Source organism: Shimia sp. R9_1 (genome assembly GCF_017743775.1).
Classification (GTDB): domain Bacteria; phylum Pseudomonadota; class Alphaproteobacteria; order Rhodobacterales; family Rhodobacteraceae; genus Shimia.
Window position 1 is genome coordinate 87,457 of sequence record NZ_JAGHRN010000002.1, and the last position, 14,266, is coordinate 101,722.

General features: G+C 59.1%; 13 protein-coding genes. 9 read left to right on the forward strand and 4 right to left on the reverse strand.

The annotated features are described in order from the left end of the window. Positions 1–38 precede the first annotated feature (38 nt). Positions 39–2,219 carry a response regulator gene (locus J7399_RS06805; RefSeq protein ID WP_209084910.1) on the forward strand — a complete coding sequence of 727 codons (2,181 nt, stop codon included), beginning with the start codon at positions 39–41 and terminating at the stop codon, positions 2,217–2,219. Between the two features lie 5 nt (positions 2,220–2,224). Here the strand turns inward: J7399_RS06805 and yaaA are convergent, their stop codons facing one another. The 3 genes from yaaA to J7399_RS06820 all read right to left on the reverse strand — a co-directional run bounded on the left by yaaA (position 2,225) and on the right by J7399_RS06820 (position 5,436). Further along, on the reverse strand, positions 2,225–3,001 hold the full coding sequence (gene yaaA, locus J7399_RS06810) for a peroxide stress protein YaaA (protein ID WP_209084912.1): 777 nt from the start codon (positions 2,999–3,001) through the stop codon (positions 2,225–2,227). 29 nt (positions 3,002–3,030) lie between these two features. Continuing rightward, positions 3,031–5,070, reverse strand: a complete 2,040-nt coding sequence (gene recQ, locus J7399_RS06815) for a DNA helicase RecQ (RefSeq protein WP_209084914.1) — start codon at positions 5,068–5,070, stop codon at positions 3,031–3,033. A gap of 81 nt (positions 5,071–5,151) precedes the next feature. Continuing rightward, entirely contained in the window at positions 5,152–5,436 is a 285-nt protein-coding gene (locus tag J7399_RS06820) for a YggT family protein (RefSeq protein ID WP_209057751.1), read from the reverse strand. Positions 5,437–5,562: 126 nt separating this feature from the next. Between J7399_RS06820 and J7399_RS06825 the strand changes: the two genes are divergently transcribed. From J7399_RS06825 to arfB, 6 genes are all read left to right on the forward strand, one after another. Beyond that, positions 5,563–6,099, forward strand: coding sequence for an acyl-CoA thioesterase (locus J7399_RS06825; RefSeq protein ID WP_209057753.1), 537 nt, complete (start codon positions 5,563–5,565; stop codon positions 6,097–6,099). A gap of 55 nt (positions 6,100–6,154) precedes the next feature. Then, positions 6,155–7,513 (forward strand): MFS transporter, encoded by a 1,359-nt coding sequence (locus J7399_RS06830; RefSeq protein WP_209084916.1) that lies wholly within the window; start codon positions 6,155–6,157, stop codon positions 7,511–7,513. Beyond that, a complete protein-coding gene (gene mepA / locus J7399_RS06835) occupies positions 7,489–8,415 on the forward strand; it encodes a penicillin-insensitive murein endopeptidase (RefSeq protein ID WP_209057769.1) in 927 nt (308 codons plus the stop codon). The genes J7399_RS06830 and mepA overlap by 25 nt, the downstream gene beginning before the upstream one ends. After that, on the forward strand, positions 8,388–9,293 hold the full coding sequence (locus J7399_RS06840; RefSeq protein WP_209084918.1) for an esterase-like activity of phytase family protein: 906 nt from the start codon (positions 8,388–8,390) through the stop codon (positions 9,291–9,293). The genes mepA and J7399_RS06840 overlap by 28 nt, the downstream gene beginning before the upstream one ends. A 96-nt stretch (positions 9,294–9,389) precedes the next feature. After that, positions 9,390–10,025: a queuosine precursor transporter gene (locus tag J7399_RS06845; RefSeq protein ID WP_209075978.1), complete on the forward strand. Its 636-nt coding sequence runs from the start codon at positions 9,390–9,392 to the stop codon at positions 10,023–10,025. A 370-nt stretch (positions 10,026–10,395) separates the two neighbouring features. After that, complete coding sequence (gene arfB / locus J7399_RS06850) at positions 10,396–10,818, forward strand: alternative ribosome rescue aminoacyl-tRNA hydrolase ArfB (RefSeq protein ID WP_209084919.1); 423 nt, start codon at positions 10,396–10,398, stop codon at positions 10,816–10,818. Positions 10,819–10,842: 24 nt separating this feature from the next. On the opposite strand, the gene J7399_RS06855 is transcribed toward arfB, so the two are convergent. After that, positions 10,843–11,838 (reverse strand): ATP-grasp fold amidoligase family protein, encoded by a 996-nt coding sequence (locus tag J7399_RS06855; RefSeq protein WP_209084920.1) that lies wholly within the window; start codon positions 11,836–11,838, stop codon positions 10,843–10,845. A gap of 205 nt (positions 11,839–12,043) precedes the next feature. Between J7399_RS06855 and J7399_RS06860 the strand changes: the two genes are divergently transcribed. Beyond that, a complete protein-coding gene (locus J7399_RS06860) occupies positions 12,044–13,309 on the forward strand; it encodes an aminotransferase class III-fold pyridoxal phosphate-dependent enzyme (protein WP_209084921.1) in 1,266 nt (421 codons plus the stop codon). After that, the gene (locus J7399_RS06865) at positions 13,306–14,265 is read left to right on the forward strand and encodes a phosphotransferase (protein ID WP_209084922.1); all 960 of its coding nucleotides are present in this window, start codon (positions 13,306–13,308) and stop codon (positions 14,263–14,265) included. The genes J7399_RS06860 and J7399_RS06865 overlap by 4 nt, the downstream gene beginning before the upstream one ends. Position 14,266: the final 1 nt, after the last annotated feature.

Sequence of the window (14,266 nt, forward strand, 5' to 3'; positions counted from 1 at the left end):
ATATGGCTCTCAGGAAAATACGGCTTGAGGATCGGCGAATGTCGCTGACGCAAAAACTTGCTGACGAACGGCGCGCCCGTTTGGCTGCAGAACGTTTGTTAGAGTTAAAAAAGCGCGAGCTTTATGCGGCCAATCGTAAGCTGGGCAAACATGCTGCGCAGCTGGCAAACGAGATTGTCGAAGCGCGCGAGACCGTCAAGACCGTCACCAAAGAAAACAAGAAGTTCCGCACGGATCTGGAAAACGCCCAGGAGCGCGCGGAACAGGCAGAGCACAGGCTCTGGCATTCGCTTTCCACCATCCGCGATGGCTTTGCGTTCTTTGACGAAAACGGCAAGATGATTGCCGCCAACCCAAGCTATCTGGCGATCTTTGAAGGCGCGGAGCACATCAAGCCCGGGATTTCTTACAACGAAATCATGGAATTTGCGGCGCATGAGGGCCTCTTTGTGCTTGAGGACACCTCGCCGGACGACTGGTGCAATATGATGCAGCAGCGCTGGCATCATGAAGAACCGGAGCCGGTGATTGTGCAGCTGTGGAACGAGGAATTCCTCAAGCTGATTGATCACCGCAACATTGGCGAAGATCGTGCCAGTCTTGCGATGAACATCACCGACACCATGCGCCAGGAAGCGGAACTGGAGAGGGCGCGTCAGGAAGCGGAAGCCGCAAGTCAGGCGAAATCTGCGTTTCTGGCCAATATGAGCCACGAGCTGCGCACGCCGATGAACGGTGTTGTGGGCATGGCCAGCCTGTTGATGGACACCACGCTCACCGAAGAGCAGCGTCTGTTTGCCTCCACCATCAAGAACTCCGGCGAAGCGCTGCTGTCGATCATCAACGATGTTCTGGATTATTCCAAACTCGGGGCGGAAAACGTCGGTCTGCGCAATGAGACCTTCGATCTGGAGCGTTGTATCCATGAGGTCATGACCCTGCATCAGGTCTCCGCACGTGAGCGCGGGCTGGAGCTGCTGGTGGATTACGACCTCTTCCTGCCAACCCAGTTTGTGGGCGACGTCGCGCGACTGCGCCAGATCCTAACCAACCTCATTGGAAATGGTGTGAAGTTCACACACACCGGGCACATCCTCGTGCGTGTGGTTGGGGTGATCACCAACGATGGCTCAAACGCCGTGGTGCATGTGACCGTAGAGGACACCGGGATCGGGATTGCCGAAGAACAGCTTGAGCACATCTTTGGCGAATTCAATCAGGTCGACACCAGCCAGAACCGTGAGTTTGAAGGCACCGGTCTCGGCCTTGCTTTGACCAAACAGCTGGTCAATCTCATGTCCGGCGAAATCTGGGTGGAATCCACTGTGGGTGCGGGCACTTCCTTTGGCTTCCGCCTGACACTGCCGATTGACGAGAACTGCGATCACCTGCCGGTGCCGCTGCCCGACAATGTGCAGCATGTGCTGGTGGCATCCGACACCGAGGTGAACAGCGACCTGCTGAAGAAACAGCTCGAACAGATGGGGGCAACCGTCACGATCTGCACCGATCAATCGCAGGTCATGCTGTTGGCCCAACATGTGGATTTGATCCTGGCTGATCACGCGGCTGGCGGCATTGATGCGCAGCAGCTGAACACCGAGCTGAGCGCGCAGGGGATTGCGACACCAATTGTCGCGCTGAGCTCGGATCCAAAAGCCTTCGGGGACGCCGATGATCTGGGCTTGATCAAGAGTGTTCTGGCCAAACCCGGCTCGCGCGCTGAGCTCAATCTCGGCATTGCGAAGGCGGCAGAGGCCAGCCCCAAGAACACCAAAGGCAAAGCAACCGCGCGCCGGCGCATGCGTGTGCTCTCTGCCGAAGACAATAAAACCAACCGCCTGGTGCTGGAAAAGCTGCTCAAATCTCTCGATCTAGAATTGATGTTTGCGCACGACGGTGTCGAGGCGGTGGAGCAGTATATCTCCTATTCGCCTGATCTGATCTTCATGGATATCTCCATGCCGCGCATGGATGGCACCCAGGCCACGCAAAAAATCCGCGAGCTGGAAGCCAACAACAACAATCGCCGCACGCCGATTGTCGCCCTCACCGCCTTGGCCAATGAAGGCGATGAGGAGCATGTGTTGAGCCACGGGTTGGATCGATATCTGACCAAACCCCTACGCAAGGCGGAGATTTTCAAGGTGATTTCAGAGATGCACCCTGAAGAAACGCTTGATCCATTTGAGTCAAATTCCGAGGCGATTGCGAGCTGATCTGATCAGCCCGCTTCGGGGTAATCGCGCAGAAAGACCCAGCGGTCGCCTTCGGACATATCTTCCTGGAAGCGATACCCACCGTAATCGAAACCTTTGAGGCCTTCTGGGTCCTGAATGCGGTTGTGGATCATGAAACGCGCCATGGAGCCACGGGCCTTTTTGGCAAAGAAAGAGACGATTTTGGCTTTGCCGTCACGCTCTTCCATGAAGACCGGAGTGATCACACGCATCTTGAGGGCTTTCAGATCCACCGCCCCGAAATACTCTTGGCTGGCGCAGTTGATGAGCGTGTCGGTGTTCATGGCCTCTGCCTGCGCGCGCAGCGCCTTAGCTGGAGCCGCCCTCCAGTAATCATAGAGAGACGACCCGCGGCGGGTCTTCAAGCGGCTGCCCATTTCAAGGCGATAGGGCTGGATCGCATCCAGCGGGCGCAACACTCCGTAAAGACCGGACAGAATGCGCAGATGGTCCTGCGCCCAAGCCATTTCATCCTGTTCCAGACTGCCAGCGTCCAAACCCACATAGGTGTCACCGGCAAAGGCGTGCACGGCGGGGCGCGTCGCCTCTGCATCAGGCTCGGCCTCAAACGCTTTGAAGCGATCGCGGTTCAGACGTGCCAGATCATCGCTCAGATCCATCAGCTTGCGCAAATCGCCCAAAGTCAGATTGCGCGCTGTCTTGGCAAGACGCACCGCATCTTCCTGAAAATCAGGCGCGGTGGTGGGCCCTTCGACAGCATCCCAATTCAGGCGTTTGGCCGGTGAAATTACAACAAGCATGCGGCAGCTCCATCTGATTTAGAATCTATCTAATCTGCCTGATGCAGAACGTCCAGAAAGGCGGCACCAAAACGATCTGCGCGGCGATCTCCGAGAAGGCGCTCCATGTCTTGTGATGTGCGCGGCTTCAGGCTAGCGACCTTGGCCAGCAGGGAGGCAGAGCAGCTCATTGGTTTGTCGATGCCGTTTGGTCCCCGCATCAGGCGCGATTGCGCCTCCAGCAGCTGGTCATAGAGATCAGCGTCCTGACGCCCCGCAATTTTGCGGCGGCTGGGGTGCATCTGTTCAGCTTCGCCGTTGATGACCTCCAAGAACGCATCGCCATAGTTTGCGAGCTTTTTGGCCCCCACACCGCTGATCCGCGCCATGTCGTCCAGATCCCCGGGCCGCGCTTCGGCCATTTCGGCCAAGGTGCGGTCATTGAAGATCACATAGGCTGGCACTTTGGCGGCCTCGGCCAAAGCACGCCGCTTGGCTTTGAGCGCGGACATCAGCGGCGCGTTTTCTTCGCTGACCAAGGTTTTGGCCGCCGGTTTGCGGGAGGTCACGCGGATGGTATCGCGGCGCAGCTCCACAGTCTCTTCGTCGCGCAGCACCGGACGGGCGCGATCCGTCATCGTCAGAGCCCCGTGGCGCTCCGGGTTGGGGCGCACCAGATCATGCCCCATCATCTGGCGAAACACCGCCTGCCATTGCCGTTTGTCAAACTCGCCGCCCACCCCAAAGGTCGGCAGCGCATCATGGCCGCGCTCGCGCACCTTGTCGGTTTCATTGCCAAGCAAGATGTCAATCAGATGCCCGGTGCCAAACCACTCACCCGTGCGCAGAATGGCGGAGAGCGCCTTGCGCACGGCGACGGTCCCATCAAAGACCTCAGGTGGCGTGTCGCAGAGATCACATTTGCCGCAGGTGACCTCATCTTCGCCAAAATACTTCAGAAGCTGCTCACGACGGCACTTCAGCGCTTCGGCCAGCCCCAACAACGCGTTGAGCCGCGCATGATCGGCTGCGCGGCGCTCCGGCGGGGCAAGCCCCTCGTCGATCTGTGCGCGGCGCAGGCGGATGTCATCAGGGCCAAAGAGCGTAAATGTCTCCGCCGGTGCGCCATCCCGCCCGGCGCGGCCGATCTCCTGATAATAGGCTTCGATGGATTTTGGCAGGTCGGCGTGGGCCACCCAGCGAATGTCGGGTTTGTCCACACCCATCCCGAACGCCACCGTGGCCACAACGATCAGCCCGTCTTCGCGCTGGAAGGTCGCCTCGGTTTCGCGGCGTTCCTGCGGGTCCATACCGCCGTGATAATACAGCGCCTGATGCCCGTCTTCGCGCAGAGCCTTGGCAAGACTCTCGGTTTTTGCGCGTGTGCCGCAATAAACGATGCCGGACTGGCCTTTGCGCGCAGCAGCGAATTGCAGGATCTGACGGCGCGGATTGTCCTTGGCGGCAAAGGCCAGATGCAGGTTGGGGCGGTCAAACCCATGCAGGAAGACCTGCGGGGTGCGTCCTGCAAACAGCCGCTCGATGATTTCATCGCGGGTTTCCGCATCGGCGGTGGCAGTAAAGGCAGCAATCGGGACATTCAGCGCCTGCTGAAGCTCTCCGATGCGCAGATAGTCCGGGCGGAAATCATGGCCCCATTGGCTGACGCAGTGGGCTTCGTCCACGGCAATCAGACTGACACCAATCTGGCGCAACATGCCCAGCGCGGAACCGGAGGTAAGACGTTCAGGCGCAATATAAAGCAGCTTCAGCCGCCCCGCCTCAATCGCATCCCAAACCTGTGCGGTCTCCTCATCGGTGTTGCCAGAGGTCAGCGCTCCGGCCTCAACACCGGTTTCCCGCAAGGCCCGCACCTGATCTCGCATCAAGGCGATCAGCGGGGAGATGACAACGGTCACCCCCTCGCGCAAAAGCGCAGGCAATTGAAAACACAGAGATTTGCCACCGCCTGTCGGCATGATGGCCAGGACGTCTTCGCCTTGGGTCACGGCGCTGACGATCTCTTCCTGCCCGGGGCGGAATGCGTCAAAGCCGAAAACATCACTGAGAACGGTACTGGCAGCCCGCATTGTTCACCTTGTTTATCTGGGCAATCTGCTCTGCGCAGTTGTCCCACAGTGCCCAAGCAGGCTCAAGCCCGAAGCGTGCGTTTAGCCCAGAAGGATAGACGGCAGGATGTAATCACGCAGCGAGATGATGATCACAAAGACCACCAGCGGCGCGAGATCCAGCGGGCGCGTGTCAGGCAGCACCCGGCGCACCGGCTCATAGATCGGCTCCAGCAAACGGTTCAGACCGGTCCAGATTTGCGCCACGATCGGCTGACGCAGGTTCAAGACCTGAAAATTGATCAGCCAGCTCATGATGATATGCGCCAACATAAAGAAGAAGGCGATGTCCAGGATCAGTCTCAGCGGACCGTAAATTGCCATCATGGAGGGCTCCTTTGCTGCGATTGGCCCACAGTTAAGCACCAAGCGCAAAAAGCACAAGACTGACGCGAGGAAGTCGGTTGACGAACCGTTTAAAGCAGCCTTGAAGGGCGTGCAAAGGAGAGCCCCATGTACCCTGTCATGCGCATGATCAAAGAGTTGGTCAAATACCGCAACGCCACACCTCTGCCGCTGACCGGCACACATGTGTCCGAGCACCGCTGCTGGCCCTCTGACATTGACCTGTGGATGGAGCTTAACAACGGCCGCACCCTGACGCTGTTTGATTTGGGGCGCATTCCGCTGGCCAGCCGCATCGGGTTGGTCCCTGTCCTGCGCAAAAACAAATGGAGCATGACGATGGCCGGGGCCACGGTGCGCTATCGCCGGCGTATCCGGACTTTTGAGAAAATCGAAATGCGCAGCCGGACGGCCTATTGGGACGAACGCTTTGTCTACATTGAGCAATCCATGTGGAAGCAGAACGGCGAATGCGCCAACCACGCGCTCTATCGTGCGGCGATCACCAACCGCCAAGGCATTGTGCCGCCGGCAGAGGTGATGGAGGCTCTGGGCCGTGACGAAAGCTCCCCGCCAGCTCCGGAATGGATCAAAGCCTGGATTGATGCCGAAGCAACACGGCCCTGGCCGCCCATGCAGGAATAACTTGCTATGGTTGATCCTTCCTGTCTAATTGAAGCTAAAGTCCGGGGGGATGCGGATGAACAAGACGGCAACAAAAAAGCGCATCTGGGGTTGGTTCTTTTTTGATTGGGCAAGCCAGCCTTACAACACCCTTCTGATCACATTTATCTTTGCTCCCTACATCAAAGACCTGATTGGCGACGGCGCAGAAGCGCAGGCTGCCTGGGGATTTGGGATCGCCGCGGCCGGTGTGATCATCGCCGTGCTCGCCCCTGTGCTGGGCGCCTTGTCTGACAGCTCTGGCAACCGACTGCGTTGGATATGGCTGTTCTCGGTGATGTATGTGGTTGGCGCCTTTGGCCTTTGGTGGGCTGCGCCGGACAACTTCAACCTGCTGTGGACCCTGACCCTCTTTGCCATCGGCATGATCGGGATGGAGTTCGCCACGATCTTCACCAACTCGATGCTGCCGGATCTGGGCACCAAAGAGGAAATCGGACGTATCTCCGGCAACGGTTGGGCCTTTGGCTATCTCGGCGGTCTGGTCGGGCTGGTGGTCATGCTCACGCTGTTTGCCGAAAACGCGGAAACAGGTAAAACGCTGATCGGGAAAGATCCGCTCTTCGGGCTGGATGCGGAGCAGCGCGAGGGCACACGGTTTGTCGGCCCGCTTACCGCGATCTGGTATGCGGTCTTCATGATCCCCTTCTTCCTGTGGGTGCGTGATCCGCGCCCCACCAAAGCGCCCAAAGGCGCTGTGGGCAAAGCGCTCACCGATGTGTGGGGGACAATCCGCAACCTGCCGCAAACCCCTTCTTTGTTTGCCTATCTCGGCAGCTCCATGTTCTATCGCGACGCGCTGAACGGCATGTATACCTTCGGCGGCATCTATGCGGCAGGGGTGCTGCAGTGGTCCGTGGTGGATGTGGGTATCTTTGGCATTCTGGCGATCATCGCAGGCGCAGTCTTTGCCTGGCTTGGCGGCAAGGCAGACACGAAATTTGGCCCGAAGCCGGTGATCAATATCTGCATTCTGCTGCTCTGTGGGGTGGCGATTTCCATCATCTTTGTATCCCGTGAAAGCGTCTTTGGTATCGCGGTTGGACCGGAGTCCAACCTGCCGGATTACACCTTCTATGTGTTTGGCGCGATCATCGGCGCGGCGGGTGGCGTGATCCAATCCGCGAGCCGCACAATGATGGTACGTCAATCCATTCCGGGACGCACCGCTGAGTCCTTTGGGCTCTACGCTCTGGCGGGTAAAGCCACCTCCTTCATTGCCCCATTTCTCATCGGTGTGATGACCACATTGTCAGACAGCCAACAGATTGGCGTGACCCCGCTGATCGCACTTTTCTTGGTGGGGCTGATCCTGCTACGCTGGGTTGACCCAGAGGGAGATCGCGCACAATGGGGCCACGCCTCTTCATCCTGATTGCCCTGCTTGGCTTGGCCGCCTGTCAGGAAGACACACCAAAATCTTCGGTGGTGCTCTCCACCCAGCAGGAAGTGCCCGTCGCCATGCAGGGGGTTGCCGCCAAACAGCTTTTTGGCGCGAAACCCGAAGGCTCAAAACAAAGCAGCACGCCGTATGGCAGCTACGCCAAAGGCTGTCTGGCCGGCGGTGCCGAGCTGGCGGAGACCGGGCCGACTTGGCAAGCGATGCGGCTTTCGCGGAACCGCAACTGGGGCCATCCGGAAACCATCTCCTATATTCAGGATCTCTCTGCCAAGGCGGCACGTCAGCCGGGCTGGCAGGGGCTCTATATCGGAGACATAAGCCAGCCGCGCGGTGGGCCGATGCTCACTGGGCACCGCAGCCACCAGCTTGGGCTGGACGTCGATATCTGGATGCGCCCGGCAAACAATCTCTCGCTAAGTGCTTCGGATCGGGAGAATATTTCGTCGATCTCCATGCGGCGCGACAATGGGGCTTATGTCAACAGCAGCTGGACAAAACAGCATCATGAGATCCTGAAAGCGGCCGCGAGTGATCCCCGTGTGGCGCGTATTTTTGTCTTCCCCGGTGCCAAAGTGCAGATGTGTGAAGACGAAAAAGGCGACCGGGCTTGGCTGCGCAAGATACGCCCGTGGTGGGGACACCACTATCATTTTCACGTCAGATTGAATTGCCCGGATGGGGCCGCAGGCTGTGTCAATCAGGACCCGCCCCCCGCCGGAGATGGCTGCGCAGATGCCAAAAAATGGGTGCAGGATATTCTGTTCCCACCACCGCCTCCGCCACCGGACCCCAATGCGCCCAAGCCGAAACCTCGCCGTGACCTTCAAATGACAGATCTGCCCCGCCAATGCGTCACCGTCTTGCAATCGCCATAACCGCCTGCCTCGCCGTGTCCGGCGGGCTGGCGCTTTGGGCCGAAGCCTCTAACCCCAAATCTGGCACCGCAGAGCATCTGTCCACCTATCGGTGGCAGATCCAGGCGGGCTGGTTTGGCGGGTTTTCCGGTTTGGAGATTTCAGAGGATGGCACGCAGCTGATCACCATCTCCGACCGCGGCCAGATTGTCAGCGCCGACATCGCACGTGAGAATGATGTGATTGTGAGCCTGTCCAATGTCAAACACGATAAGGTTCTCAACAAAAAGGGAAAATTCTCCCCGCACACCAATCAAAGGGACAGCGAAGGGCTGGCCCGCCTGAAGAACGGAGCGTTGGTGGTGTCCTTTGAAGGGGTGCATCGGGTTGAAGCTTTCACTGCCCCCGGCACGCGGCCCAAATCCTTTCCCACAGAAGCCTGGTTTGAGGACATGGAGGGCAACGCGGGCTTTGAAGCACTTGCGGTCGATCCCGCTGGGCAACTGGTGGTGATGCCCGAAGATGCGCTGGAGAACGACAGGCTGATCCAAGCCTATGTGCTGCAGGGCAAACGGTGGCGCGCGGCGTTTACGCTGAGACGGGATAAACAGTTTCAACCGGTTGGCGCGGATTTTGGACCGGATGGGCGGCTTTATCTGCTGGAACGGGGCTTTAACGGCTTTGGGTTTCGCACCCGTGTGCGCAGTTTTCACGTCGACAAAACCGGCGCCAGTGACGAAAAGATATTGTTTCGCAATGGTATAGGCGGTCACGACAACCTCGAAGGCCTGTCGGTCTGGCGCGATGCTGAGGGGCGTATCAGGCTCACGATGATCTCTGACGACAATTTCCGGCTGATCCAGCGCACAGAACTCGTGGAATATGTGCTTCCTCAATAAAACTTGATCTATCCGCCCCTTAAAGGTAGGTGCCTGTCGTCCCGCGATGCGCGTGGGGCCAAGTCGCCGCTACCTTGTCAAAACGGGCTTAAGCTTATGAACAAGACCTATCTTCCTGGCATTCTTGCCATGGCCGCCATTGTGGTGGCCTCTAACATCCTCGTGCAGTTCCTTTACGGGCAATGGCTGACATGGGGTGCTTTCACATATCCTCTCGCTTTCCTTGTCACCGATGTGATGAACCGGGTGTACGGTGTCGCCGCTGCGCGCCGCGTGGTTCTGGCCGGTTTCATCGTCGGCGTGATCTGCTCCTTCATCGGCACCAAGATCATGCTGGAAGGCGATGGCTTCACCTATCCGGCGGTGACACTGCGCATTGCCATCGGGTCCGGCTTGGCCTTCCTGACCGCGCAACTGCTTGATGTTGCTATCTTTGATCGTCTGCGTGGCGGTGCCTGGTGGCGTGCGCCGCTGGCCTCCACGCTGATCGGCTCCTCACTGGATACCGCGATTTTCTTCACCGTTGCCTTCAGCGGCGCACTCACCTTTGTTGAACCCGGCAACGACGTCAGCTGGGCCGGTGAAATGCTGCCCCTGCTGGGTGTCGGCCCGATCGCGCCTCTGTGGGTGAGCCTTGGCTTTGCCGATTGGATGGTCAAACTTTCGCTTGCTTTGCTCGCACTTGTGCCATTCCGCATCATCGTGGGGTCTTTGACAGCACGCACCACATGATTTTGTTTGACATATCTCCAACCTATGGCAGGCTGGAGATACGCGAAACAATCTGAAAGGAGGTGCCCATTGTCTAGAGAAGCTATGGAGAACGGAGTCGGAACAGTTTGGAAGGAGTGCAGCTGAGGCAGCCCTTGGCTGACATAATGTCCGAATTGGTGTGGACCTAACCGGCGCACCTCCAATCATCTCGAAGGGCTGTTTCCAACGCGGGAAACAGCCCTTTTTGTTTCTGCGTTAACCTATTTTATGGGCAAAAATCACACGTCGGTATCGCGTCGGTATCCCCACTGTATTGCGTCGGTGGAATTTTTGAGCGCATAGAAAACCGCATGTCTTAACCCATCGGTCGCGCAACACGGGGAGCGCCATGCTGAGAATCAGCGATGAGATCACAATTGAGGATTGGGAGCTGACCGAACAGTTCATGCGCGCCAGCGGCCCGGGCGGGCAGAATGTGAACAAAGTGGCGACCGCTGTGGAGCTGCGCTTTGAGGCGGCACGCTCTCCCGGGCTGACCGCGCCAATCAAGGCCCGGCTGAAACGGCTGGCGGGCCGGCGCTGGACCAAAGACGGCGCGCTGGTGATCCAATGTGACGAGACCCGCAGCCAGGCCCGCAATCGGGAGATCGCGCGCGAGCGCCTTGCCGAATTGATCCGCAAAGCGCTGGTCGCCCCCAAACGCCGGATCAAGACCAAGCCGACCTACGGCAGCCAACAGCGGCGACTGAAGGCCAAGAAAGAGCGCGGTGAAGTCAAATCCATGCGCGGCAAGGTACGTGGCGAGGATTAGATACCGCCGCAGCTTAGAGCAATCTTAGCTTTCACCGCTTCCAAACAGGCCGCTTTGCCATGCACGGCCCATGATGGCGTCAAGCTCAGATGAGCGCGGCAAACGCTGGCCACCAATGGGCGCGAGTGTGACCTCTCCGAGATAGAGACGGTCTTCCATCAGATAAAAATCGATCCGCGCATATTCGAACTTGCGCGCCATGCTCTCTGCCACAGCGACCGCAGTTTCAAACATCGGAGGCTTGTCGATGGGCGCGCCGGTGCGAAAGAACAGCTCTTCGTTGATGAAGTTGAAATCGCGATCAAAAATCAATTGCCGATGGGCCCCGCTGCGGTCCAGATCGAGCTGCACCGCCACCACACGTCCGCCGCCGGTGTGAAATTTCCAATCGCTCAGCGACGCGGAGGGATCGGGCGCATAATCCGGTTCGATCAGATTTTGCGGACGGATCAACCCATACCACCATTCACCTGCACGCTCCCCATGGGCAAGGGTCAACCAGCCTTCGGAGTATTTCTCCAGCTTGGCGCGCTTTTCTTCAGAAATGGGCCATTGGAAACTGAGATTGGTGCCCGAGCCGCAATTGGATTTTGCAAAATACCGCCCCTCCGGCAAATCAAGCGACTGCAGAAGCTCCAGCGTGATGGGTTCATGCCCGACCCAGACAGGCGGGATGGTCTGCGCAACCTCGGAAAACTCTTCAGGAATAAACTCCCCGCAGCCCAGCTTGTCTGCGGGAGAGGGCATGGGGATCGGAGCGAAGAACTTGCTGAGCACCAGCTTCTCGTAAAACGTGCTGGGCGCTTCATAATTGGGCAGTTCCCCGCGCGAAGTGAACATGATCTGAGCCGCACGGGACAGTTTTTGCTGCACCGTGGAGGTTGGCAGAACGTCGATCCCTCTTAAGGTGCCCGCAGGGGCCGGGCGGGCCGCGCCAAACAGATTTTCCGCAAAAGCTTTGGCGATAAAACTGCGCGTCAGTCTGCGTGACTTGCGTTTGATGTGGTTAGCTACTGCCATCGGGCTCAATTTCATTGTTATTTGCCAGAAAGATACAGGCTGCCAAAGCGTAAGCAAGCGCCGCTTGCCGATGCACGGGATTGTGCGTAGCAGCACCTCTTGGGAGCTCCGGAATTCGCGGGGAAAAATGACCTATTATCCACACTTAAAACTGGTTCCCCCTTTTGAAATTGCGCTTTAGGGTCGCGCCAAACAGGAGAGCGACATGACCACTATCTATGAGCGCCGCGCGCGGCTTTTGGGGCCGCATATGACCACCTTTTACAAAGAGCCCGTGCATGTGGCCCGTGGCGAAGGTGTGTTTCTCTGGGATACGGACGGGCGTCAGTATCTGGATTGCTACAACAATGTGCCGCATGTGGGCCATTGCCACCCCAAGGTGGTTGAGGCGATTGCTTCACAGGCGGCGGTGCTGAACACCCACACACGCTATGTGCATGACGGGATTGTGGAATATGGCGAGGCGCTGACCGCGAAGTTTGACCATGATCTGGACAGTATGGTGATGGTCTGTTCCGGCTCTGAGGCCAATGACGTGGCACTGCGCATGGCGCAGGCGATGACCGGCAAGACCGGGGTGATCACCACCGACAACACCTATCACGGCAACACCGCGGCGGTGAGCCAGCTCAACACCTCCAAAGTGCCGATTGGCGGCTTTCAGGCGCATGTGCAGCGCGCCCCGGCACCGGACAATATGATGCCCCCCGGCGGCACCCGCGACGGACAGGCGGCGGCCTTTGCCGAAGGGGTGAAACAGGCGATTGCCACATTGGAAGAGAACGGCCACGGGGTCTCGGCGCTGATCGTCTGCCCCTACTTTGCCAATGAAGGCTTCCCGACACTGGACGCAGGCTTTCTGGATGAGGCCATCGCGCTGGTGCGTGCGGCGGGCGGGATCATCATTGCCGATGAGGTGCAGCCGGGCTTTGGCCGAATTGGCAGCCATTGGTGGGGCCATCAGAAGCTGAATTTCGCGCCTGACATCGTGACGCTGGGCAAACCGATGGGCAACGGCCATCCGGTGGCGGCGGTGATCACACGGCCGGAAATCCTCACCTGTTTTCAGGAAGGCTTCAAATATTTCAACACCTTTGGCGGCAACCCGGTGAGCGCGGCAGCGGCGATGGCGGTGCTGAATGTGATTGAGGATGAACAGCTGGTGGAGAACGCCAAAGAAGTGGGCGCCTATGCGCTTGGCCTGCTGAACGAGCTGCAAAAGCGTCATGATGTGATTGCCGATGTGCGCGGCTCGGGTTTGTTCTTTGGGGCCGAGCTGTGGCGGGATGGCAAGCCTGCGACTGCGCTCTGTGATGCGGTGGTGGAAGAGATGCGCCACACTGGCGTGCTGCTGCACACCGAGGGGCGGTTTGACAACACGCTGAAGATCCGCCCGCCCTGTGTGTTCACCAAGGAGAACGCCGATCAATTGGCGGAGGTGATGGATGCAGCGCTGGAGAAAGTGGCATGACCGAAGCAGAGGCACTGAAGGCAGCACAGGACGCGCTGAAGGCTTGGGGTGTCACCGCGACGCCGCGGCTGATCAAGAACCGCGAGAATATCGTGCTGGAGTCCGAGGGCCCAGAGGGGCAGCGCGCGGCATTGCGCCTGCATCGGCCCGGCTATCAGAGCGATGATGCGATCCGCTCGGAACTCTGGTGGTCTGAGGCGCTGGTGGCGGCGGGCATGACCGTGCCGCAGCCGATCCGCACATTGGACGGTGAGGTGCTGGCGACAGGTGGCGCGCGGGTGGCCTCGCTGGTGACTTGGCTGGACGGCGAGCCGCTGGGCGAAGGAGGCGTGCCGCTGGCCATGCCTCCTGCCGAGCAGGAAGCCCTGCATGAAGCGCTGGGGGCAGAATTGGCCCGGCTGCATATGGTCAGTGACGACATGACCCGCCCGGAGGCCTTTGAGCGCGCGACGATGGATCTCGAAGCGCTGCTGGGGTCGGATCCGGCCTGGGGGCGGTATTGGGAGAACCCAAGCCTGACGGAAGCGGAATCTGCAGAGCTGCGCGCGGCGGGCGCAGAGCTGCGTGAGGTGATTGCCAAGCACGCCGAACAGGGCGGGGATTTTGGCCTGATCCATGCGGATGCGCTGCGGGAGAATGTGCTGCAACAGGGCGATCAGGTGCGGCTGATTGATTTTGACGACGGTGTGTTTGGCTTTCGCATGTATGAGCTGGGTGTGCAGATGTCGCAGAACTGGGATCAACCCAACCGCGAGGAACTGGGCGCGGCGCTGTTGCGGGGCTATGCCACCGTGCGGGCACTGCCGGAGCGGGCAGAAGACCTGCTGGAGGCCTTCACATTGATGCGCGGGCTGGCCAGCTGTGGCTGGACCAACGGGCGGTATGCGGATGATGATCCGGCGGTGCGGGGCTATGCAGAACGCGCGCTGGAGATGGCGCGTCGGTGGCGGGGCTGAG